Raw genomic sequence first — 22238 nt, 5'->3', positions numbered from 1 at the left:
CTCCGGAAAAACCAGATGAACAACGACGATCCCATCCTGCGCTACTACGAAGCCGAGATGCGCTACCTGCGCGAATCCGGCAAGGAATTCGCCAGAGCCCATCCTGACCGCGCGCGCATGCTCAACCTCGACCGCGTCGGCGACCGCGACCCCTACGTCGAGCGGCTTCACGAAGGCTTCGCCTTTCTGGCTGGACGACTTCAACAGAAACTCGACGACGAACTGCCGGAACTCACCGAAGGGCTCGTGAGCCTGCTGTGGCCGCATTACCTGCGAATGATTCCGTCACTGTCGATCGCCGAACTCATTCCCCTTCGGGAGAAGCTCCAGCGCACAGTTGAAGTGCCGGCCGGCGTGCCCGTGCGATCTGCGCCGATCAGCGTACAGCCCGCGGGCAGCGAGGGCACGACGCCACGCACGGTGCAGTGCCTCTACCGCACCACCCAGGCGGTCACGCTTCAGCCGCTCACCATCACACACGCCGGGCCGGCCGTGCGGCACGACGGCCGTTCTGTCATTCGCCTTGGCTTCGAACTGCAGCATTCAGCGCGGCGCGAGGAAACGGACCTCGCGCGCGTGCGCCTGCACCTGAACGCTGATTTGCCCGTGGCGTTCTCCATGCACCTCGCGCTCACGCGCCAGGTCGACACGATCCTCTGGCGCATTCCAGAGGTGCGGGATGGCGAAGGGGTGCCGCTGCACGGCATTACGATCGAGCCCGCAGGTTTCTCGGCTGAGGAACGGCTGTGGCCCAAGGCAGATGCCGCGTTTTCCGGCTACCAACTCCTTCTCGAATATTTTTCGTTCCGCGAGAAGTTTCTCTTTGTCGATCTCTGCGGAATCGATATCGCGAAGCTGCCCGCGGACGCGACCCGCTTCGAACTGGAACTCGTCCTCAACGAGGCTTTCCCGTCAGACCAACGTTTCACTAGCGAGAACATCCGACTATTCTGCGCACCGGTGATCAACCTCTTCGAACTGGACGCGGAACCCATTGAAATCGACCACCACGAAACGGAGTATCGCGTCGTGCCAGCCGGCCATCACGGGGAGCACGTCGAAACGTATTCGGTCGACGCGATCGAGACATTCGATCACGAGACAGCCGAGCGCTACGAGTACGTCCCCTTTGCCACGTTCCGGCATCGCGGGGGCATGCTTCGCCATGAGGCGCCGGAACGGTATTTCCATGGCCGCGTGCGCCTCGGCGTGTCGGGGCTGCACGAGACCTGGGTGATCCTTGGCGGGCACGCCTGGGAAACGCTGGAGACGCTCCCGGAAGAAAGCCTTTCACTGCGCGTCACGGGCACCAACGGCATGCTGCCGCGTAAGGGGCTGCGCGAAGCGAGCATCAGCGAACTCGCAGCCAGCACGCCGAACGTCGTGGGCGTGCGCAATCTCGTCGCACCCACACTGCCGCTTTATCCGCCTACGGGCGACCGGTTCCAGTGGCGCGTGCTCTCGCATCTCGCACCGAACTTTCTCTCGATGATGAACGCGGAAGTGCTGCGCGGCGCGCTTGCGCTATACGACTGGACCGACGACGAATTGAACCGCCGGCGTCTTGCCGCCATTCTCTGGGTTTCTCAGGAATTGCTCGAGGAAGTGTCGGGCGGCTCGGTCGAGCGCGGCGTATTGATCGAGGTGACGCTCGATTCGCAGGCGTTCGCGGGCGAAGGCGACGTCATGCTTTTTGGTGAACTGCTGCATCGGTTCTTCGCGCTGTATGCAGAAATCAATCTGTTCACCAAGCTATCGATTGTGAGCCTGCCATCACAGACGCGCACCGTCTGGCCGCGCAGCAAGGCGGAGCGCGCACCGCTATGAAGCCTCAGGATCTTCCCAATCTCGAACCGCTGGTCGCGTCCCTGCTGGCCCGCGCGCCGCGGATGAACTTCATGCAGTTGTGCCGCCTGCTGGAGGTCGGAGCCCCCGGTCGTCCCGGGTTAGGAACACGCGACACGCCGGAGCATGAGCCAGTGCGTTTTGGCTCGTGGCCGCGCGCGGGGTTTCCCACCGGCGAAGTCGTCACCGTCGATTTCGGTGACCCATGGGACGAGTCCCGGCGACACGAGGCGCCCGTTGTGCGCACAACGTTCATGGGCCTCTACGGCGTCGATGCGGCAATGCCGTCACATACGATCGACGACATTGTTTTGCGCGAAGAGGGGCACGAGGTCGTCGAGTCATTTCTTGACCGCTTCGATCACCGTTTCGTCACGATGCTCTACCGCGCGTGGAAAAAATATCGCTACGTGGAGAGCTTTCGTCCGGGCGGAACCGACCCGCACTCGCTCAACCTGTTGTGCCTCGTGGGCTTCGGCTGGGGTGACAAACCGAAACGCGCCGGCCTGCCCGATTCGCGGATGCTCGCGTTGCTGGGCCTGCTAACACAAAGGACGCGCACGCCAGAAGGACTCGCGGGCGTCATTGCGCTGGCGTTGCCCGGCGTGGACGTGCGTGTCGACGAGTTCTTTCCGGCCGTCACGGGAACCGGAAAGCCTTTGCCGCTGAGGTCACATGCACCGTCGTCGCAAGCAGCCACCGGCGCGCAGAAGGGGCTGGGCGGAGGCTACGTGCTTGGCAAACGGATGGCGTACCGCAGCCGTGCCGCACGGGCCACGCTGCGTCCCTGCAACGCGCAGCAGGCGCACGCGCTCTTGCCGGGAGCGTCGCTCAATCACGAACTACTGGCTTTCGTGCGGCTGTATGTGGGCGTGAAGGCCGATATCCATTTGCGCATGCAGGTGTCCTCGAAAATTGCGCCGCTGCCGGCAATCGGTTCGCTGGCCGCCGAACCCGCGCCACGGCTTGGCTGGACAACGATATTGCCTTCAGAGGAAGAGCGCATGATCACTATTCCACTCGGAGTCGTCGAGGCGTTTCCGACTCCGGCGCCGAACCCTTACCTGAGTCCGCAACGTGCATAACCAGGGATCTCTCATGTTTATCCGCCTGGCCGTTACCACCGCTGCATCCGCCGTTCTCCTGTCGGGTTGCGGCGCGTGGCAGTCGGTTTCCGATACCACGTCGAATGCATTTCACGCGGTTTTCTATAAAACCGTGAAGGCAGTCAATGTCGATCTGACCGCACGTCAGGCATTGAATCCCGACGATGCCGGCCGTCCGACTTCGGTCGCCGTGCGCGTGTATCAGCTCAAGGATCGCAAGATGTTCGACGGCGCCTCTTATGACGATCTGCTTAAGAACGATCGCAGCGTCCTCGCGCAGGATATGCTGGACAGCATGGCTGCCGCGGTTAATCCGGGCGCTTCCGCAAGCCTGACCCAGGATATGAAGGCCGATACGCAATACGTGGCGATCGTCGCGTTTTACCGTAATCCTTGCAATGGCGGCAACTGGAAGTACGTGACCGCGAAGAAGAAGCTCGATCCGGACAAGCCGCTGAAGCTCGAACTCGTGGACCAGTTGCTGCTCGCGGGCGATGCGCCTTCAAAGGTGAAGCAGTAACACCGTTATCAATTGCATTCCCGGGAGGTGAGGGTGGCTGGACATACGCCGGCTGGCCGCCTCATTCCTCTCCCACAGCCGAAAGCGGCGCAGCCACATGCTCCAGCGACTTGCGCTCCGCGTCCACGCCCCAGATCGCGGCCACTAGCGCTGCGCCGATCATAAGCGCCGATCCAACAACATAGCCCGTAAACACCTCACTGCGCTGGTGCGTATCAATCAGTCGTCCGAAGAACGCCGGTCCGATGATGCCGCCCAGCGCCGTGCCGAATGCATAGAACACAGCAATGGCAAGCGCGCGAATCTCCAGCGGAAACGACTCGCTCACGGTCAAATACGCGGAACTGGCGGCAGCCGAGGCGAAAAAGAAAATCACCATCCACGCGCCTGTTTGCATCGTCGCCGTGAGCATGCCCTGTTCGAACAGCCAGCCGCTCACCGTGAGCAACACGCCGGAGAGCGCGTAGGTCGCGGCGATCATCTTGCGCCGGCCGATCACGTCGAACAGCCGACCCAGCAAGATCGGCCCGAGGAAGTTGCCGAGCGCGAACGGCAGCAGGTAGAGGCCGACGTCGCCACCAGGCACGTGATAGAACTCCGTGAGCACGAGCGCGTAGGTAAAGAAAATCGCGTTGTAGAAGAAAGCCTGCGCCGTCATGAGCGAGAGACCCACCAGCGCGCGGCGGCGGTGCCGCACGAAGATGGCGTGGAACACGGCGCGCAGCGGCGTGTGGCTGCGTGCATGCAAACGCAGCGGGTCGGCCGGCGGGTCTTCCAGCGTATGGCCCGCATGGCGAAACCGCGTTTCGATGTCCTCGACAATACGCTTCGCTTCGTCGTGCTCGCCGTGCGTGAGAAGCCAGCGCGGGCTTTCGGGAATCCAGCGGCGCATGGGCAAGATAATGAGCGCGAGCACCGCGCCAATAAAAAAGCACACGCGCCAGCCCCAGTCCGCGGGCAGCAGGTGCGGGTCGAGCAGTACGAGCGAGCCTGCCGCGCCAATGCCCGCACCCACCCAGAAGGTGCCATTGATGCTGAGGTCGGTCCAGCCGCGCACGCGCGCAGGCGTGAATTCCTGGATCGTCGAATTGATCGCCGCGTACTCTCCGCCTATGCCTGCGCCGGTAATCGCGCGAAACGCGACGAAGCTCGCGAAGCTCCACGAGAACGCAGTGGCGGCGGTGGCAAGCAGATACACGGCGAGCGTAATGAAGAAGAGCTTACGGCGGCCTAGCCTGTCCGTGAGCCAGCCGAAGCCGAGCGCGCCGCACACCGCGCCCGCGATATACGCGCTGCCTGCAAGGCCCACCTGCGCGTTGTCCAGATGCAGAACAGGGCTCGTTTTTAGAGCGCTCGCTACAGCGCCTGCGAGCGTGACTTCGAGACCGTCCAGCAGCCAGGTAACGCCCAGCGCCACCACGATAAGCGCGTGAAAGCGTCCCCACGGCAAGCGGTCGAGGCGCGCGGGCAACGTGGTTTCGATGATGTCGGGTTTATTGGTCGTCTCAGTGCTGGGCGGATTCATCGGGGCAACGCGCATAAGGCACGCATTGCCGGGAAGCATGCGGCATTCCCGGCATGCGGGCGACGACGGGCTTTGCTACTGACGAATTAAATCAGACGTGGCATTTCGTCCAGATATCGGAATGAATCCGTATTCGCCCATTCGTCGATATTCGACTAGAAACCGCGTCGAACCGTAACCGTCGCGCCCGTGCTATGCGAATGAAGAATGGCGACGCGTGCAGTGGCCGAAAACACCCACTGGTCAACGGTCAGCGAGAGCCTGCGTTGAGGCTGCGCGCCGATGTTCAGCGTGCTGTCCGGCACCTGAAGAATCGAGATTAGCGGCGCTGTGGAAGGGCCCATCCGTAGATAGTCAGTGCTTTGCTGTGCAGCATCCTGCACGCCATAACGACTTCCTGACGCGGACTTTACGAAGTCGTAATGGTATTTATCCTGTGCCACGGTCGCGCTATAAAACCCTTCGAGTTCCGCGTAAAACGGCTTTGGCCGGTTCGCCTGATATTCCATTTCATACTGATGCAGATACGCCTGGGGTTCCGGTGGCAGCGCGGGAACCACTTCAATTGGCATGGAAGGTATATTGGCGACCGTCATGGTTTCGGCAACGTTCAAGCCGGTGCTCTGAGCGTATGCATAACCGCTCAGCATAAAAAAGGCTGCACCGACAATCTTTTTGTTCAGGCACGTCATGAACACCTCCAATGACGAACTAAACATCAACTGCCGAACGTTCCTGCCGAATAGACTGCCTGTGCATGGACTGCACCAATGCATTCTAGTACCTGATTGACTTCCTGCCAGCCGAATGTGCGCACATCCAAAGCAATCGATGCGAAGTCCACCAGCGGGCCCGGCGCCTGGCGTTGTTGTTGCTTAACATAGCGGACGATATGACCGATTACGGCATTGGGAAGACTACTCGCTGCGGAAGAAATTGCGGATGTATTCCCACCCGGCAACGGGGCCGCTATCTTCATACGAAGCAGGGTGCCGGACCTCAACCGCCGTCACCCACGCCGTCACCCATACTCACCGCGCGATCAGCAATTCGATCAGCATTTGAAAATCCACCGGCTTGGTCAGATGCGAGTCGAAGCCGCTCATGCGCGAGCGCAGCCGGTCGGCGTGCTGGCCCCAGCCCGTTAGCGCAATGATCTGCAAACCCGCGTAGCGCGGGCTTTGACGGATCTGCCGCGCGATTTCGTAGCCATCCATGCCGGGCATGCCGATGTCGAGCACGATAGCGTGCGGCACGGACTGCTCCAGGGCGCCGAGCGCGGCGACGCCGTCGTACACCACGCGCACTTGCGCGCCCTCGGCGGACAGCACCATGGCGAGCGAATCGGCGGCGTCGCGGTTGTCGTCGACCACAAGAATGCGTTTGCCCGCAAGCGGCTTGACGGCGCGCGCCGTGGGCGCCGGCGCGTCGCGCGCCTCGGCGGGCGTATGCTGCGACAGCGGCAGGCGAACCGTGAACGTGCTGCCCTTGCCGGGCCCGTCGCTCTCTGCCTCGACAGTGCCCCCGTGCATGCGCACCAGATGGCGCACCATGGTCAGGCCAATGCCGAGGCCCCCCTGGTTACGATCGGCGGGGCGGCTCACCTGCGTGAACATTTCGAACACCTGATCAATTTGTTCCGGCGACATACCGATGCCCGTGTCGGTCAGCTTGACGACCACCCATTCGCCTTTGCGGGTGGCCAACAGCCGGATCTGGCCGCCCGTGTCGGTGTAGCGCGCTGCGTTGTTGAGCATGTTCGCGAAGACCTGCGTGAGGCGCACGCGGTCGGCGTGGAGAACGAGCGGCGTGTCGGGCAGCGTGATGCTCAGTTCATGACGCGCCTGATCGATGGCGGGGCGGCTCGTTTCAACCGCATTTTCGATGATTTCCGCGAGCCCCACCGGCGCCTTCACGAGACCGATCTTGCCGCGCGTGATGCGCGACACCTCCATCAGGTCGTCGATCAGCCGCACCATGTGATGCACCTGGCGCTCGAGCATGTCGAGTATCGCGGCGGACTCCTTGGGAAACGCGCTGTGCCGCATGAGATGCAGCGCATTGGCGATGGGCGCGAGCGGATTGCGCAGTTCGTGCGCGAGCGTCGCGAGGAATTCGTCCTTGCGGCGATCGGCTTCCTTGAGCGCGTCTTCGGCGTTCACCGCTTCGGTGATGTCGATGGAAACGCACACGTGGCCGCGAAACTCGCCGCTCGCGGAAAACCATGGCGCGCAGCACGTTTCGAACCAGTGCCAGCGTGCATCCTTGAGTTTGACGCGCAGCCGGCTCTGGAACGCACAATGATCGCGCTGAGCGGTCTGTAGTCGTGTTAGAAAACCGGGCAGGTCGCGCGGATGGACGATGGTGTGCCAACCCGTTTCCAGCAGTTGACCGGACGTGAGGCCAATCGCCGCGAGATAACGCTGGTTCAAATAGACCGTGTTGCCCTGCGTGTCGATTTGCCAGATCAGCGCGGGCGACGCGTCGGCGAGCGCGCGAAACCGCGCCTCGCTCTCACGCAGCGCTTCCTGCGCGCCGCGGCGGTCGTCCACGTCGATATTCATGCCCACCCATTTTCGTACCGTGCCGTCGGCATTCCAGATCGGCGCGGCGCGCACGTTGGTCCAGCGCCAGCCGCCCGTGGCGACGTGCAGGCGGAATTCCGCGTTCACTACCCGTTGCGCCGCGATCGCGTCTTTCCACTGGCGCAGCGCGTAGGCGCGGTCGTCGGGATGGACGACGTTCGCCCAGCCTTCGCCGAGCCATTCTTCGCCGGGCTGGCCGGTATATTCCGACCAGCCCGGCGAAACCGACTCGGCCTGGCCGTGGGCGTCCGCCTCCCACACGGCCTGCGCGAAGCCTTCCACCAACGCACGAAAGCGCTCCGCGCTGTCCATGCATTCGGTTTCCACGCGCTTGCGTTCCGTAATGTCGAGCGCGAATTCGGCGCATTTCGAGGCCATGCCGGTGCCCGAAATACGGGTGGGCGCGAACAAGCCCCACCAGCGCGTGCCGTCCTTGCGGATCAATTGCCGCTCATAGGGTTGCGTGCGGCCCGTAGTGGCGAGATCCGTGACCGCGCGCGTCGTGACGCCGAGAAATTCGAGCGGCACGAGCCGGTCCCAGTGCGTCGCGGCGCGCAGATCCTCGCGGGAGTAGCCGCTCATCTGCTCGAATGCGCCGTTGGCGTCGGCCATGGTGCCGTCGAGGTCGAAGAACAGCACGCCCACGGTTTCGATGGAAATGGCGGCCTGCAGGCGCGCCTCGCTCTCGCGCAGCGCGTCTTCCACTTGCCTGCGTTGCGCCGCTTCGTCGTGGAGCCTCGTGTTGACGTTCAGCAGCGTGCGGGTGCGCTCGGCGACCTGTTGCGCAAGCGTGTCGCCCGCGACCTGCGCGTCGATGAGCGCGCTGGTCAACTGGTGCGCGGCGCTCGCACAGGAGGCGAGGCTTTGCAGCAGGCGGGCGTCCTCGGCACCGAAATGCCGTTCCTCGCCGTGCGTGACGGCCCACACCGTACCCACCACTGCGCCGTTGACGCTCCAGGGCACGTGCAGCGCTTCGCGGATGGGTGGTTCGATCGCGTGGTATGAGCTGAAGCAGCGTGCGGGGCGGTCGAACAGAAGCATCGCGTTGCGCCCTTGCGTTATCCCGCACGCGCAGTCGTCGCCGGGAAACGTGCGGTCCATCTCGCCGGCGAGAGACCCCGCTACCGCGTGCCAGCGAAACTGGGCCATGGCGCCGTCGCGTTCGGGCACGCTCACGCCCGCGGACTCTGCGTGACAAAGCGCGAGGGCGAGCTCCGCGAGCATCGGCAGGACACCTGAAGGATTGCGCGCCATTTCCTCGGCAAGCCCGGCAAGCGCACGGCTCTCCCCCTGATAATCGGGCAAGCGGTACGGTCGGTTCACCAAAGCCTCGGTGATCAGCGTTTCATCGACCTTGAGCGCAGGTGCGCCGTTGCCTTGCATGCTGCCTCCGCTTTAGTCGTCCGCCGCGCCGCCACTTGTGTCTTTCGTGTCTTTCGTGAATGAGCCGAATGGCGGCGCGCCCATTATGGTGTTGAGTAAGCATCGCGTATTCCCGTAGATGAAATCCGCTCATTTCAATAGTGGGTCGTGTTGCGTCCCTTTGAACGGAGCACGCTACGCGATGCCCGTAGAACGTGGCGGGCATCCCGTTTGCTTGACGCCTGTAAATGTGGAAAACGAGGAGGATTGCGATCATGCCACGCGCGATATGGAAAGGCGCCATCACGTTCGGGCTCGTGTATGTGCCGGTCGAATTGTTCCCTGCTACGCAAAGCGAGGGGACCGGCTTCAACCTGCTCGACCGCCGCACGCTAGACCCGGTCGGCTATCAGCAGATCAATAAGCGCACGGGCAAGCCGATCAAGCGCAGCGATATCGTGCGCGGTTACGAGTATGAGAAAGGCGCCTACGTGGTGATATCCGACGAGGAGATCAAGGCGGCCAGTCCGGAATCGACGCAGACGGTCGAACTGCTCGCCTTCGTGGATGCGCCGCAGGTTTCATTTCTCTATCTCGACACGCCTTACTGGCTAGCCCCCGACAAGCGCGCGGGCAAAACCTATGCGCTGCTGCGCGATGCGCTCGCGGCCAGCGGCAAGATCGGCATTGCGAGCGTGGTGCTGCACAGCCGGCAGCATCTCGCGGCGCTCGTGGCGGCGGGTCCCGCGCTTGCACTCCAGACGCTGCGCTGGTCCACCGAGGTACGCGAATTCGACGCATCGCAGCGCCTGCCCAGGAATGCAAAAGCTGCCGGCGTGAGCACGCATGAACTGCAAATGGCGAGCAAGCTGATCGACGACATGAGCACGGACTGGGACCCCGAAACGTATCGCGACACCTACCGCGACGCGATTATGGGACTCGCCCAACGCAAGGCGCGCGAAGGCAAGGCGCACGAGCTGACGCACGTCGAAGCGCCGGCGCCCGAGCGGCGCGGCGCGGAAATCGTCGATCTTTCCGAATTGCTCAAACGCAGTCTCGGCAAGCGCAAGGCAGCGGACGAGAGCGCGCCGCGCGAAAAGCGCGCGCCGAAGCGCGGAAAGCGAGCGGCGTGACCCACGCGAAGGCGGCCGACCAGGACGATCAAGGGGCGAACGATGAAGCACAAGCTCGAAAGCTACGAACAGAAGCGCCGCTTCGATGAAACACCGGAGCCGCGCGGCCGCGCCGCCCGCTCGACGGCGCGCGCACACGACGGCGAAGGGGCGTTCGTGATCCAGCGCCACGATGCGCGGCGGCTGCACTACGATTTCCGCCTCGAACTCGACGGCACGCTCAAGTCGTGGGCCATTCCGAAGGGGCCGAGCCTCGACCCATCGGTCAAACGGCTTGCCGTGCACGTTGAGGATCATCCGCTCGAATATGGATCGTTCGAAGGGCGCATTCCCGAAGGCAGTTATGGCGCGGGCACGGTGGCGATCTGGGATCACGGCGTGTGGCGTCCCGAGGGCGGCTTGCGCGGCGCGCGCGAAGGTTATGCAGCCGGCAAGCTCAAGTTCACGCTGGAGGGCGAGCGGCTGCACGGCGGCTGGACGCTCGTGCGCAGCCCCATGCACGACGGCAAGCAGGAGAGTTGGCTGCTGATGAAACAGCGCGACGACGAGGCTGTGCCCGAAGACGAATTCCATGTAGTCGAGGACGAAGCCGCTGCGCCGAGAGCGTCGAAAAAGCGCGCCCGGGCGAGCAACGGAGCAGCCAGGGAAGCCGATACGCGGGCCGCGAAGCCGGTCGCGGCGAGCGCCGCCGAGGTGAAGCTGGAGAAGGCCGCGAAATCTTCGGACGCCGCGAAGCCACGCCGCACGGGCGCGCGCAAAACGGCAGCCGCCGCACTGGCGGGCGCCGTGCGCGCGCCGCTGCCGGAAACACTGGCCCCTGAACTCGCAACGCCCGTCGAGGCGCCTCCGCACGGCGACGATTGGCTCTACGAATTGAAGTTCGACGGCTACCGCGTGCTTGCGCGTATCGACCGGAAGGCGCGAGGCGAAGACGACGTGCGCATTTTTACGCGTACGGGCAACGACTGGACAGCGAAGTTTCCGCGCCAGGTTGAGGCGCTGCGCGCGCTGAAGGTCGACTCGGCGTGGCTGGACGGCGAGGCCGTGGTGCTCGACGAGGCGGGCGTGCCCGACTTCCAGGCGCTGCAGAATGCGTTCGACGCGGGCAGTGCGGAAGCCATCACGCTGTGGCTGTTCGACATGCCCTGGCTCGACGGCGCGGACTTGCGCGGCGTGGCGCTCGAAGCGCGGCGCGAAAAACTCGGGGCGTTGCTTGCCGAAAATCCGCAGGAGGCGCTGCGTTTTTCCGAAGCCTTCCAGGGCGATCCGCAGGCGCTGCTCGAAGCCGCCTGCAAGGCGAATCTCGAAGGGCTCGTCGCCAAGCGGCGCGACAGTCCGTACACGTCTACGCGCAGTGCGGCGTGGCTGAAGCTGCGCTGCTCGCGGCGCCAGGAGTTCGTGATCGGCGGCTATACGGAGCCCAAGGGGAGCCGCGAAGGGTTCGGCGCACTGCTGATCGGCGTATATGGCGACGATGGCGCGCTGCAATATGCGGGCAAGGTGGGCACCGGCTTCGATGCGGCGCGGCTCGAAGCGATGACGCGCGAACTGCGCTCGCGCGAGCGCAAGGATTCTCCGTTCGCGGCGGTGCCGGCGGCAGAACGGCGCGCGGGTGTCCACTGGGTGCGGCCGGACCTCGTGGCCGAAGTGCGCTTCAAGACCTGGACGAGCGCGGGCGTGGTGCGCCAGGCGTCGTTCGTCGGCCTGCGCGAGGACAAGCCTGCGAAAGACATCGTGCGCGAAGCGCAGTCGCCTTCGGTGCGGGCGGCAGGCAGTGCGCGCACGAAGCCCGCTGCGAAGCCAGCGTTGGCGAGCCCGCCGAAGACGGCGAGCCGCACGCGCCGCGCCGCGCACGATGAAGCCGAGGTCGCCGGTGTGCGCATCACGCACCCTGAACGCGTGATCGACGCGCAAAGCGGTCTGCGAAAGATCGATCTGGTTCAGTACTTCGAAGCGATTTCTCAGTGGCTGCTGCCCCACGTAGAAGGGCGACCCGTGGCGCTCGCGCGCGCGCCAAAAGGCGTAGGCGGCGAGCTGTTCTTCCAGAAACACGCCAACGCCCTGCAGATTCCGCACGCCACGCAGCACCCCGGTCTCGATCCGGGCCATGCGCCGCTGCTGACGCTCGATTCCACCGTGGCGCTGGTCGGCGCGGCGCAAATGGACACGATCGAACTGCACACCTGGAATGCCCTCGCGGCCAGCATCGAAAAGCCCGACCGCATTGTCTTCGATCTCGATCCCGATCCTTCGCTCGCTTGGGAGCGCATGCTCGAAGCCGCGCAACTCACGCGCGAACTGCTCGACGCGCTGGGCCTGCGCGCATGGTGCAAGACGAGCGGCGGCAAGGGCCTGCACGTGGTCGTGCCGCTCACGCGCCACGCCGGGTGGGACGAGGCCAAGGAATTCGCGCGGGCGGTGGCGAGCCACATGGCGGCGACGCTGCCCGATCGCTTCAGCGCGAAGATGGGGGCGCAAAACCGCAAGGGCCGCATTTTCGTGGACTATCTGCGCAACAATCGCGGCGCGAGCACGGCTGCGGCCTATGCGCCGCGGGCGCGGCCCGGCCTTGGCGTTTCGGTGCCGGTGGACTGGGACGAACTGCATAGCCTCACGAGCGGCGATCAGTGGAACGTGGCGAACGTGCGCGAGCGGCTCGATGCATTGAGTGCCGATCCATGGAGCGACTACGGCAAGGCGCGCCAACGGATCACGGCTTCGATGTGGAAGCAACTTGGCGTGAAGTGAAAGCAGTGACGCCGGGAAGGGTCGCGGGGACGCGCCAAGTTCGCGTCGAGCTCGCAGTGTTGCTTGCAGGTCGCTTGAGTCTGCTCAATAGCCCGCGAACCCGTTGGCTGACAAGGCTCAAAGGGCGACGGTTCTGATGCGCGGCATTTTGCCACCACATTGATGCGCGCGCATGGTGTGACAATGCCTCGAACTCTTAAAAAATGTTAAAGAAGGAGTCGTTCGATGCTGTCACCCGTCGCAGGAACCGCTATCGCCATGCGCCAAAGCAGTCGTGCTCCTCTCACGGGAACCCAGCCCGGCGCGCGTTGCTCAGGGTGCGCCATGCGCCATCTCTGCATGCCGCAAGGCTTGCCGCCCGAAGACCTGCCGGGGCTGGAGGCCCTGATCTGCGGGGCGCGCAAGGTGCGCCGCGGCGAGGCGCTTTATCGTTCGGGCGACCGCTTCGACAGCCTGTACGCCGTGCGCTCCGGCTCGCTCAAAACATTGATCGTCAACCGCGACGGCCGCGAGCAGATCACGGGGCTGCGTCTCGCGGGCGACGCGCTGGGTCTGGACGGCATCGCCACCGACGTCCACGCGTTCAGCGCAGTCGCGCTCGAAGACAGTTCGATCTGCACGCTTCCCTACGCGGCGCTCAAGACCTTGTGCCGCGAAAGCGGCACGATGCAGGACCGGCTGCATCGGCTCATGGGCGGCCAGTTCAACCAGGAAGCCTCGCAGATGATGCTGCTCGGCTCGCTCACCGCCGAAGAACGCGTGGCCGCCTTCCTGCTGGACGTTTCCTCGCGCAACTGGGAGCGCGGTTATTCGCAGGCGGAGTTCCGGCTGCGCATGTCGCGCGAGGACATGGGCAGCTACCTCGGCATCACGCTCGAAACCGTGAGCCGGATTTTGTCGCGTTTCCAGAAGCGCGGCCTGATCGATGCGCAGGGTAAGCTCATTCGCATCTGCGATATCGAAGGGCTGCAGACCGTGTGATCCAGGCGTGGGCAGCCTTGGAAAGGCTGTCTGCCTTGATCTTGACGTGGCAATAACCTACGCTCAATCCCATGCGTTATTTTTCATGCCAGTGGGCGAAATCCCCGCATTCGTGCGGGATTTGGCCTGTCCGGCGTACGTCCTGGGGTAGCGAAAATGAGCGACGACGAAACGATACTCGCGGGCGACATGGCGTCTCGCGACCTGAACGATTTAGATCTCGAGATCCTTCAATCCTCTGATCAATATCCGCAAGCCATCAAGGTGGAGGCGAACACGCTGGCTATCGAGGCAGTGAGTCAAGCGCTGGCTAGTAACGCGAGTCTGGTCGTCGTCGTCGATACGCGCAACGAAGTGTATGGCGTAGTCGATCTGCCGTGGATGTTTCGGGGTATTGACGCTGCAGCGCAGAAAAACTTCGATAGCCCCGGCGAAGCGCTGCTGGCCATGATCCAGGACGATAGCGGTTTCTGGAAAAATTTCCCGCGCGATTCCTTGACCGGTCACCGGCCGGAACTTCATCGGTGCCGCGGCGGGCATTACACCACGGATAATCCCTGCCCAATTCACGAGAAGGGCTGAAGGCCGCCACGCGTGTTCAGCGAGTTCTCCGACAAAGGCAAAGAGGCGCTAGGCAAGGCCTATTTCCTGACCGGACTGGTGCCTGCCTGTGTGGCGGTAATCGGGTTTCTCTGCGTTCTGCTGGGCCCAACGGTCGTCATCGAAAAGATTACGGAGTTGATCGGCAGCGAGTCGAAAACCGAAATCACCTGGACGGCGCTTTCGGTGCTCGTGGTGAGCTTCGTATTGACGGTCATTCGCGAAGCCGTTGTTTCCCTCTTTGAAAACGTCCCCGGAAAACCTTGCGTGAAGCTGCGAGACTGGCTGATCAGCCGCGCGCTCAGGAGCCGGCATCGGCTGAAAACCCAGCGTGAGCGTCTGGAAGCAGAATTTACGGTGGTGAATTGGCTCAAGGAAAAAGGCGCGGGGCCGCTGTATATTCCCGAGACGGTTTCTGCTGGACAATGGGAGCAGGTCAGGCGGCTCAATAACTGGGCATTTGTCTGCGCCTGTATTGCCGCCGACCGCTTGAAAGATCCGCTTTGTGTTCCGCAAATGAGCGCCAAAGAGGTGCGAATTATCTCCAGTGGATTTCTGGCGCTGATCGCTTTCCATCATGCCAACAAGGATTCATCTCCCGCGCGGGAAGAAAAAGAGAAGTGGATCGATTGGGTTTCGATCAAGGGAGAATCGGCCGATTCGACACTCGCCTGGATGCTCGATTTCAAAACCGGCGAGATTGCCGACGCATGGCTGAAGCTGAACCGATATCCCACGGTGAAGTGGATCCGTCCCACCGCTTTGGGAAACCGCTTTTCCGCCTTGCAGGACTACGCCGAAAAGCGGTACAGAATGGAAACGTCGGTATTGTGGGAGCGCGTGTGGTGGATCCTGCCCAAGGAGCACAGGAAAGAGATTGGCGCAACCCGCACAATACTGGAATCCCTGCTGACGCTCAGTGTCGTTTTCATTGTTTTATCCACAATCGCCGCAGCCATTCTGGCGACGAAACTGGCCGGTGTTGATATCACGCGAGCCCACAACGACGTCAGTGTCCTGCAAGTCGCGATTACGCTGGCGGCGTTGATTGGCTGCGCAATTTCCTCTTACCGGCTTAGCCTCGTTCCCGCCGATTCGTTCGTTCGAAAGGTTGAATCGCTGATCGATATCTATCGCGCGGCATTGCTACACGCCGTGGGAATGGAGCCCGAGTCGGTGAAGGAAGAACTAGACGTATTGAATGAGTTGAAGCACTTCTGGGTGGATGGCGTATCGCGCACGAACTGGAGGACAATCAAGGCTGTCGCGGCCGCAGGCGCGGCGCAGAAGAAAAGCGAATAGGTTACGCAGTCGGCCCGTTATGGGCAGCGAGTACGCCATTTGAAAGGAACGTCATGGCAAAGGATGAAATCGTCTGGGGTATTCTGGGGAGTTCGAAGATCAACGACAAAGTGGTCGTGCCCATACACCACGCGCCGAAGTGCCGCGTAAAAGCGATTGCTTCGCGCACGGTGGAGAAGGCACAGGCTGCGGCCGCGAAATACGGCCTCGCGCACGCGTACGGCAGTTACGAGGCGCTGCTGGCGGATCCGGAAATCGATGCGGTCTATATCCCGTTGCCGAATCACCTTCACGTGGAGTGGACGATCAAGGCCGTCGAGGCGGGCAAGCACGTGCTGTGCGAAAAGCCCATCGGGCTCGATGCGCAACAAGCCGAACGACTGATCGCCGCGCGCGAGAAGAGCGGCCGATATATTCAGGAAGCGTTCATGGTTCGCACGCACCCGCAATGGCTCAAGGTGCGTGATTTGATAGAAGCGGGCGCAATAGGCGAATTGCGCGCGGTGACTGGCGGCTTTACTTACTACAACACCAACGCGCAGGACATTCGCAACCAGAACGAACTGGGCGGCGGCGGATTGCTCGACATCGGCTGCTACCCCATCACGACGTCGCGCCTCATTCTCGGGCGCGAGCCCGAACGCGTTGTCGCGCTGATGGAACGCGATCCGGCGTTCGAAGTGGACCGCCTGGGCTCCGTGCTGATGGATTTCCACGGCGTGCAAGCAAGTTTCTTCTATTCCACGCAGGTTTATCCTTACCAGCGCATGCAGTTTCACGGCACCACCGGGCGGATAGAAGTCGAGATTCCATTCAATGCGCCCAATGACTGCCCGACACGTTTGCTGGTGTGCAAGCAAGGCGAGGAGGACCGCTGGCTGGAGCTTCCGCTGTGCGATCAATACGGCGTGGCGGCAGCGGTGTTTGCGCAAGCGATATTGAGCGGAACACCCCAGGCGATCCCGCTGGAAGACGCCCGCGCGAACATGCGGGTAATCGACGCCGTGTTTCGCTCGGCCCGCTCGGGCGCTTGGGAGAACATAGTGTGACGTCGAAGCGCCGCTGGCAGGTTCAACGATCCCTGGTCTGGTCCGCGCCAGCCTTGCGGCTCTTCACATGATCGATGAATGCGCGCAGCTTGGGCATGATCTGCCTGCGGCTGGGGTAGCAGAGAAACACGCCCGGCAGCATCGGCGCGTAAGCGTCGAGCACGCGCACGAGTTTTCCCGCTTTCACTGCATCGGAAACCATTGGTTCGGGTAGCTGGGCGAGGCCGATGCCTTCCAGCGCCGCGCCCATCATGGTCGGGAAATCGCTGGCGATCAGCGGTCCGGTTACGGCGATTTCCATTGTGTTGCCCTTGTCGTCGAACGACCATGACGCGAGCGCGCCGGTGGAGCGGCGCCAGCGCAAGCAGGCGTGCTGGCGCAGGTCGTCCGTGTGGCGGGGCCGTTTGTTGCCGGAAAAATAGGAAGGACTCCCGACGACAACGAGGGGAAACGGCGGAGTCAGAGGCACGGCCACCATGTCGGCGGCAACGAGCTGGCCTAGCCGGATTCCGGCGTCGAAACCCTCCGCCGCGAGATCGATCACTTCCTTGCTCACGGCGATTTCCACCTCGACCTCGGGATACGCCTGGCAGAACGAAGCAAGAAGCGGCTCCAGCAGCAGGGGGACGACCGCGCGCGGCACGGAGAGCCGCAACAAACCGGTGGGGCGCTGGCCCAGTTCGCGCGCCACTTCGCTCGCGGCAACCAGTTCCTCGAAGGCGGGCTTGGCGCGCGAAAGAAACCGCTCGCCGGCTTCGGTCAGGCCGACGCTGCGCGTGGTGCGCACGAAAAGCGCCGCGCCGATGCGCTCTTCGAGTACGCGCACCGCCTGACTGATGGCGGAAGGCGTTACGCCGAGGTCGGCGGCCGCCTTACGAAAACTGCGGTGCCTGGCAACGCTCAGGAACGCCTCCACACCATCGAGCGCCCCCTGCCTGACTGTGAAGTTCTGCTTCATGGCGCATCAACATTGTGATGAATAGTCGCTCGCGGGAAACGATGGTACACCTAACGTGCCAGCCGCTGGCGTGTGAAAAGCACGCCGTATATCGGACACCATCTTGCCGGAGCCGCCATGTCACAGGAATCGATCTTTCGCTTGCATCTCGTTCTGGGGTACGTCGCGTGGCTTCTTTGTTTCACCGCGTACATATGGCCCCGGCTCAAGTCGATGGACCCATTCGATGCGCAACGCGCAATCGCCACGCTGCACAGTTTCCGGTTCTTCGGGCTGGTCTTTATTCTGCCGGGCGTCGTGAGTCCCGATTTGCCAGCAAGTTTTGCCGTGCCCACTGCCTACGGCGACTTCGTGACTGGCGTGCTCGCCATGCTGGCGCTTCTCACAGCGGGAAAGCGTCCGGTATTCGGGTTCTTTGTCGTGGCGTTCAATCTGGTGGGCGCGGGGGACCTGATGCTTGCCTACTACCACGCCATCCAGGCCGACGTTCCCTTGCATGCCGGAGAACTGGGCGCGGCGTATGCGATTCCCGTGATCTTCGTGCCGCTGCTGGCGATCACGCATGGCGCCGCCTTTTATCTGCTGCTGCGTTCGTGGCGAAAGGGGGCGATGCGTGGAGAATCCGCCTCGTCGCTCACCTGAAAGCAGCGGGCAATTTCACTGGACAGCGGCCGGCCCGCGTTGCTTTAATAGGCGGCCTTCATCGGCGTACGAACGCCTTCAGGAGAAAACACAGTGGATAAAGCCGCCGATCCAATCCTGCAGGTCCTGCACGACTACAAAGCCGCAGTGTACGCGAAAGACGTCGATGCGTTCGTCGCGCTCTATGCGCCGGATATCCTGGCGTTCGACATGTGGGACGCATGGACGTACGAAGGCGTCGCGTCCTGGCGCAGGATGGTGGAGGGCTGGTTTGGGTCGCTGGGCGCCGAGCGCGTGGCGGTGGACTTCAGCGAGGCGCGCACAGTCGTCTCCCAGGACCTTGCGGTGGTTCATGCCTTTGTGACCTACAAAGCGGTGAGCGCGCACGGCGAGGAATTGCGTTCGATGGACAATCGCATTACCGCAACCCTCAGGCAAACAGGCGACGGTTGGAAGATTTTCCACCAGCATTCGTCCTCGCCGATCGACCCCGCCTCGACCAAAGTCGTTTTCAAACGTTAGCCACCGCCGGTTTTGACCGCTTTGGCCATTATCTGCCGTCGCCGCAGACCCGGCGGCGGCAATATTTGCCGTTTTCGCCTCAATTTGTAGCTGTTGCCCTGCACAAAAGTTGACTTCGGGTGGCCTGGAATACGCCCAGGACTAACCCGAATGCAAAAAAGTATCAGTATGCGGTCTGATTTTCAGTGGTGAAGGCGTGCCGCGCCGGGTAATTTTCAGTCATGGCGGCGTGGCAACTGAATTCGGTCCAGCGTACGCGCGAGCAGCCGTCGCAGAAGAAGAAAAATTCCGTGCAGGAGAGTCGAGATGCAAATCATTGGGGCAGCCACGGCGCGTATGGACGCGCCCCGCGCCACACATTCCCAGCCTGACCTCGAACTGGTCGCGGTGCCGCGCGACGAGTCGTTCAAGGTCTGGTCGCACGGCTATCCCTACCGGACGGTGCGCTGGCACTTTCACCCCGAGTACGAGATTCACCTCATCACCGCGACCACGGGCAAGTATTTCGTGGGCGACTTCATCGGCAGTTTCGCGCCCGGCAATCTCGTGATGATCGGCCCGAACCTCCCGCATAACTGGGTAAGCAGCGTCCAGCACGACGAACCGGTCGACGAGCGTTGTCTCGTGCTCCAGTTCGATGCGGATTTCATCGCGCGCGCGATTGAGGCGTTTCCCGAGTGCCGCCGTGTGGAACCGCTGCTCGATGCGTCGCGCTGGGGCCTCCTGTTCACGCCGGAAACGGGCGCGGCCGCCGAACCCATCCTGCGCGAGATGCTGGGCGCGCAAGGCATGCGACGCGTCACGCTCTTTATCGACTTGCTCGACCTGCTCGTGCAAAGCGACGGTCCCGCCGCGCTCGCGAGCGAGGCGTATCGCGCCGACCCGGCCCGCTACGCGGGCACGCGCATCAATCACGTGCTTGCCTTTATCGGCAAGAATCTCTCGCAGGAGTTGCGCGAAACGGAGCTGGCGGAACTGGCCGGGCAGAGCGTGAGTGCGTTTTCGCGCTATTTCCGGCGGCATACGGGCGTGTCGTTCGTGCGCTACGTGAACCAGTTGCGCATCAATCTGGCATGCCAGCTATTGATGTCAGGTGAACTGAATATCACGGACATCTGCTATCAGGTGGGCTTCAACAATCTCTCGAACTTCAATCGCCAGTTCCTGTTGCTCAAGGAAATGTCGCCTTCGCGCTGGCGATCTTATCAGCGGCTCAATGCCGCAAGCGCGGCCAGCAAGAGCGAAGCCATGTACGGCGTGCCCGCGATCGGCTAGCGAAGGACGAACTCACACTTTCACCAGGCAGCACGGCAGCATCGGCAACCCACCAGGTATTCAACCAAAAAACGGAGACACCCAATGACCCGACTTCACACCCAACTGATCGGCGCCGCCGCGCTCAGTCTCGCCCTCGCGGGCATCACGTCGGCCTACGCCGCGCCGAGCGGCACGGTCGCGTTCCTCATGCCCGACCAGGCCTCCACGCGCTACGAGCAGCACGACTTCCCCGGCTTCAAGGCCGAAATGAACAAGCTCTGCCCCGACTGCAAGGTGCTTTACCAGAACGCCAACGCCGATGCCTCGCAGCAGCAGCAACAGTTCAACTCGGTGATCGCGCAGGGCGCGAAGGTCATCGTGCTCGATCCGGTGGATTCAACGGCCGCGGCTTCGCTCGTGCATATGGCGCAGAGCCAGGGCATCAAGGTCATTGCGTATGACCGGCCCGTGCCGTCCACGCCCGCCGATTACTACGTCTCGTTCGACAATGAGGAAATCGGCAAGTCGATTGCGCAGTCGCTCGTGCAGCATCTGAAAGCCTCGGGCGTGGCCGCCAGCAAGGGCGGCGTGCTCGAAGTGAACGGCTCGCCGACCGACGCCGCCGCCGGGCTCATCAAGAAGGGCATCCACGAAGGGCTGCAGGGCAGCGGTTACAAGACGCTCTCCGAGTACGACACGCCGGAATGGGCGCCCCCGAAGGCGCAGCAGTGGGTGAGCGGGCAGATCACGCGCTTCGGTCCGCAGATCGTGGGCGTGGTGGCGGCCAACGACGGCACGGCGGGCGGCACGATCGCGGCGTTCAAGGCTGCGGGCGTGAACCCGGTTCCGCCGGTCACGGGTAACGACGCGACGACCGCGGGCCTGCAACTCATCATCGCGGGCGACCAGTACAACACGATCTCGAAGCCCAGCGAAATCGTGGCGGGCGCGGCGGCGAAGGTGGCCGTGGGCTTCCTTAGCGGCCAGCCCGTGAAGGGCGAGACGACGCTCTTCAAGACGCCCTCGCAACTCTTCAAGCCGGCCGTCATCACGCAGCAGAACATCAAGGCCGAGGTCGTGGACAAGGGCTTCGCGAACGCGAAGGACCTGTGCACGGGCCGCTATGCGGACGGCTGCAAGAAGCTCGGCATTGGTGGCTGATCCGGGTTATCCGGTTGATACGCGTGGTCGGGCCCGGCGCGCGCCGGGCCCTGAAAGATACGAAGAGGTACCCATTTCATGACTGACGAATCCATGCACCCCGCCATGCACCCCGCCACGAACGGCGCGGCGAACCGCGCCTCGACACGCGGCGCGCCCGGCGAACTGGTGCTGAGCCTGCGCGGCGTCTCGAAGCATTTCGGCGCGGTTTCGGCCCTCACGGATATCGAACTCGACGTGCATGCGGGCGAGGTGGTCGCCCTCGTCGGCGACAACGGCGCGGGCAAATCGACGCTCGTGAAGATTCTCGCGGGCGTGCACCAGCCGAGCGCCGGGACGATCACGTTCCGCGGCCAGCCCGTGAACCTGTCCGATCCAGGCACGGCGCTCGACCTCGGCATAGCGACGGTGTTCCAGGACCTCGCGCTGTGCGAGAACCTCGACGTCGTGGCGAACATCTTCCTCGGCCGCGAGTTGGGCCCTTACCGGCTCGACGAGGTCACGATGGAAGTGCGGGCCTGGACGCTGCTCAACGAGCTGTCGGCGCGCATTCCCAGCGTGCGCGACGTGGTCGCCTCACTCTCGGGCGGCCAGCGCCAGACGGTGGCGATCGCGCGCTCGCTGCTGCTCGACCCGAAGCTCATCATGCTCGACGAGCCGACCGCCGCGCTCGGCGTGGCCCAGACCGCCGAAGTGCTGAACCTGATCGAGCGCGTGCGCGACCGCGGGCACGCCGTCATCATGATCAGCCACAACATGGAAGACGTGCGCGCCGTGGCGGACCGCATCGTCGTGCTGCGCCTTGGCCGCAACAACGGCGTCTTCTATCCCGACTCATCGAACGCCGAACTCGTGGCGGCGATCACCGGGGCGACGGAAAACGCGGTGTCGCGCCGCGCGGGCCGCCGCCAGGCGCAACAGGACGTCCAATGAAAGGAA

General features: G+C 63.2%; 18 protein-coding genes. 14 read left to right on the top strand and 4 right to left on the bottom strand.

What is annotated here, in order from left to right; all coding sequences use genetic code 11:
• Window positions 1-15 precede the first annotated feature (15 nt).
• The 3 genes from tssF to tssJ are packed head-to-tail and all read left to right on the top strand — an operon-like array spanning window position 16 to window position 3471.
• The gene (gene tssF / locus U5768_RS04475; RefSeq protein WP_322029175.1) at window positions 16-1827 is read left to right on the top strand and encodes a type VI secretion system baseplate subunit TssF; all 1812 of its coding nucleotides are present in this window, start codon (window positions 16-18) and stop codon (window positions 1825-1827) included.
• On the top strand, window positions 1824-2930 hold the full coding sequence (gene tssG / locus U5768_RS04470) for a type VI secretion system baseplate subunit TssG (RefSeq protein ID WP_322029174.1): 1107 nt from the start codon (window positions 1824-1826) through the stop codon (window positions 2928-2930). The genes tssF and tssG overlap by 4 nt, the downstream gene beginning before the upstream one ends.
• A 13-nt stretch (window positions 2931-2943) precedes the next feature.
• Window positions 2944-3471, top strand: a complete 528-nt coding sequence (gene tssJ, locus U5768_RS04465; RefSeq protein WP_322029173.1) for a type VI secretion system lipoprotein TssJ — start codon at window positions 2944-2946, stop codon at window positions 3469-3471.
• Between the two features lie 61 nt (window positions 3472-3532).
• Here the strand turns inward: tssJ and U5768_RS04460 are convergent, their stop codons facing one another.
• From U5768_RS04460 to U5768_RS04450, 3 genes are all read right to left on the bottom strand, one after another.
• A complete protein-coding gene (locus U5768_RS04460) occupies window positions 3533-4996 on the bottom strand; it encodes an MFS transporter (RefSeq protein ID WP_322029172.1) in 1464 nt (487 codons plus the stop codon).
• Between the two features lie 155 nt (window positions 4997-5151).
• Entirely contained in the window at window positions 5152-5688 is a 537-nt protein-coding gene (locus U5768_RS04455) for a hypothetical protein (protein WP_322029171.1), read from the bottom strand.
• Between the two features lie 339 nt (window positions 5689-6027).
• Window positions 6028-8964, bottom strand: coding sequence for a PAS domain S-box protein (locus U5768_RS04450; protein ID WP_322029170.1), 2937 nt, complete (start codon window positions 8962-8964; stop codon window positions 6028-6030).
• Between the two features lie 254 nt (window positions 8965-9218).
• Here U5768_RS04450 and U5768_RS04445 point away from each other — a divergent pair, with 254 nt between their 5' ends.
• The 6 genes from U5768_RS04445 (at window position 9219) to U5768_RS04420 (ending at window position 16759) form a co-directional block, all read left to right on the top strand.
• A complete protein-coding gene (locus tag U5768_RS04445; protein ID WP_322029169.1) occupies window positions 9219-10079 on the top strand; it encodes a Ku protein in 861 nt (286 codons plus the stop codon).
• 42 nt (window positions 10080-10121) lie between these two features.
• Entirely contained in the window at window positions 10122-12827 is a 2706-nt protein-coding gene (gene ligD / locus U5768_RS04440) for a DNA ligase D (protein ID WP_322029168.1), read from the top strand.
• Between the two features lie 225 nt (window positions 12828-13052).
• Window positions 13053-13808, top strand: a complete 756-nt coding sequence (locus U5768_RS04435; protein ID WP_415913847.1) for a helix-turn-helix domain-containing protein — start codon at window positions 13053-13055, stop codon at window positions 13806-13808.
• A 156-nt stretch (window positions 13809-13964) separates the two neighbouring features.
• A complete protein-coding gene (locus U5768_RS04430) occupies window positions 13965-14390 on the top strand; it encodes a hypothetical protein (RefSeq protein ID WP_322029167.1) in 426 nt (141 codons plus the stop codon).
• Between the two features lie 12 nt (window positions 14391-14402).
• On the top strand, window positions 14403-15710 hold the full coding sequence (locus tag U5768_RS04425; protein WP_322029166.1) for a hypothetical protein: 1308 nt from the start codon (window positions 14403-14405) through the stop codon (window positions 15708-15710).
• A 53-nt stretch (window positions 15711-15763) separates the two neighbouring features.
• Window positions 15764-16759 carry a Gfo/Idh/MocA family oxidoreductase gene (locus tag U5768_RS04420; protein WP_322029165.1) on the top strand — a complete coding sequence of 332 codons (996 nt, stop codon included), beginning with the start codon at window positions 15764-15766 and terminating at the stop codon, window positions 16757-16759.
• A 22-nt stretch (window positions 16760-16781) separates the two neighbouring features.
• Here the strand turns inward: U5768_RS04420 and U5768_RS04415 are convergent, their stop codons facing one another.
• Window positions 16782-17717 carry a LysR family transcriptional regulator gene (locus tag U5768_RS04415; protein ID WP_322029164.1) on the bottom strand — a complete coding sequence of 312 codons (936 nt, stop codon included), beginning with the start codon at window positions 17715-17717 and terminating at the stop codon, window positions 16782-16784.
• A gap of 117 nt (window positions 17718-17834) precedes the next feature.
• Between U5768_RS04415 and U5768_RS04410 the strand changes: the two genes are divergently transcribed.
• From U5768_RS04410 to U5768_RS04390, 5 genes are all read left to right on the top strand, one after another.
• Window positions 17835-18359 (top strand): hypothetical protein, encoded by a 525-nt coding sequence (locus U5768_RS04410; protein ID WP_322029573.1) that lies wholly within the window; start codon window positions 17835-17837, stop codon window positions 18357-18359.
• A 93-nt stretch (window positions 18360-18452) separates the two neighbouring features.
• The gene (locus U5768_RS04405; protein ID WP_322029163.1) at window positions 18453-18881 is read left to right on the top strand and encodes a YybH family protein; all 429 of its coding nucleotides are present in this window, start codon (window positions 18453-18455) and stop codon (window positions 18879-18881) included.
• 306 nt (window positions 18882-19187) lie between these two features.
• The gene (locus tag U5768_RS04400) at window positions 19188-20156 is read left to right on the top strand and encodes an AraC family transcriptional regulator (protein WP_322029162.1); all 969 of its coding nucleotides are present in this window, start codon (window positions 19188-19190) and stop codon (window positions 20154-20156) included.
• An 84-nt stretch (window positions 20157-20240) separates the two neighbouring features.
• Window positions 20241-21299: a sugar ABC transporter substrate-binding protein gene (locus U5768_RS04395; protein WP_322029161.1), complete on the top strand. Its 1059-nt coding sequence runs from the start codon at window positions 20241-20243 to the stop codon at window positions 21297-21299.
• A 105-nt stretch (window positions 21300-21404) separates the two neighbouring features.
• Complete coding sequence (locus U5768_RS04390; RefSeq protein WP_322029572.1) at window positions 21405-22232, top strand: ATP-binding cassette domain-containing protein; 828 nt, start codon at window positions 21405-21407, stop codon at window positions 22230-22232.
• The last annotated feature ends 6 nt before the right edge of the window (window positions 22233-22238 follow it).

Origin of the sequence: Paraburkholderia sp. J76 (genome assembly GCF_905220295.1) — a bacterium.
Taxonomy (GTDB): Bacteria; Pseudomonadota; Gammaproteobacteria; order Burkholderiales; family Burkholderiaceae; genus Paraburkholderia.
Note: the sequence above shows the minus strand (reverse complement) of the source record. Positions and strands in the feature narration are given on the sequence as shown.

Bases quoted from the DNA above. Each gene is read 5' to 3' on its own strand.
- U5768_RS04420 (WP_322029165.1), top strand. From the start codon at position 15,764: ATGGCAAAGGATGAAATCGTCTGGGGTATTCTGGGGAGTTCGAAGATC.
- U5768_RS04415 (WP_322029164.1), bottom strand. From the start codon at position 17,717: ATGAAGCAGAACTTCACAGTCAGGCAGGGGGCGCTCGATGGTGTGGAG.
- tssG (WP_322029174.1), top strand. From the start codon at position 1,824: ATGAAGCCTCAGGATCTTCCCAATCTCGAACCGCTGGTCGCGTCCCTG.
- U5768_RS04395 (WP_322029161.1), top strand. From the start codon at position 20,241: ATGACCCGACTTCACACCCAACTGATCGGCGCCGCCGCGCTCAGTCTC.
- U5768_RS04410 (WP_322029573.1), top strand. From the start codon at position 17,835: ATGTCACAGGAATCGATCTTTCGCTTGCATCTCGTTCTGGGGTACGTC.
- tssJ (WP_322029173.1), top strand. From the start codon at position 2,944: ATGTTTATCCGCCTGGCCGTTACCACCGCTGCATCCGCCGTTCTCCTG.
- U5768_RS04400 (WP_322029162.1), top strand. From the start codon at position 19,188: ATGCAAATCATTGGGGCAGCCACGGCGCGTATGGACGCGCCCCGCGCC.
- ligD (WP_322029168.1), top strand. From the start codon at position 10,122: ATGAAGCACAAGCTCGAAAGCTACGAACAGAAGCGCCGCTTCGATGAA.
- U5768_RS04390 (WP_322029572.1), top strand. From the start codon at position 21,405: ATGCACCCCGCCACGAACGGCGCGGCGAACCGCGCCTCGACACGCGGC.
- U5768_RS04450 (WP_322029170.1), bottom strand. From the start codon at position 8,964: ATGCAAGGCAACGGCGCACCTGCGCTCAAGGTCGATGAAACGCTGATC.
- U5768_RS04455 (WP_322029171.1), bottom strand. From the start codon at position 5,688: ATGACGTGCCTGAACAAAAAGATTGTCGGTGCAGCCTTTTTTATGCTG.
- tssF (WP_322029175.1), top strand. From the start codon at position 16: ATGAACAACGACGATCCCATCCTGCGCTACTACGAAGCCGAGATGCGC.
- U5768_RS04445 (WP_322029169.1), top strand. From the start codon at position 9,219: ATGCCACGCGCGATATGGAAAGGCGCCATCACGTTCGGGCTCGTGTAT.
- U5768_RS04460 (WP_322029172.1), bottom strand. From the start codon at position 4,996: ATGAATCCGCCCAGCACTGAGACGACCAATAAACCCGACATCATCGAA.
- U5768_RS04435 (WP_415913847.1), top strand. From the start codon at position 13,053: ATGCTGTCACCCGTCGCAGGAACCGCTATCGCCATGCGCCAAAGCAGT.
- U5768_RS04430 (WP_322029167.1), top strand. From the start codon at position 13,965: ATGAGCGACGACGAAACGATACTCGCGGGCGACATGGCGTCTCGCGAC.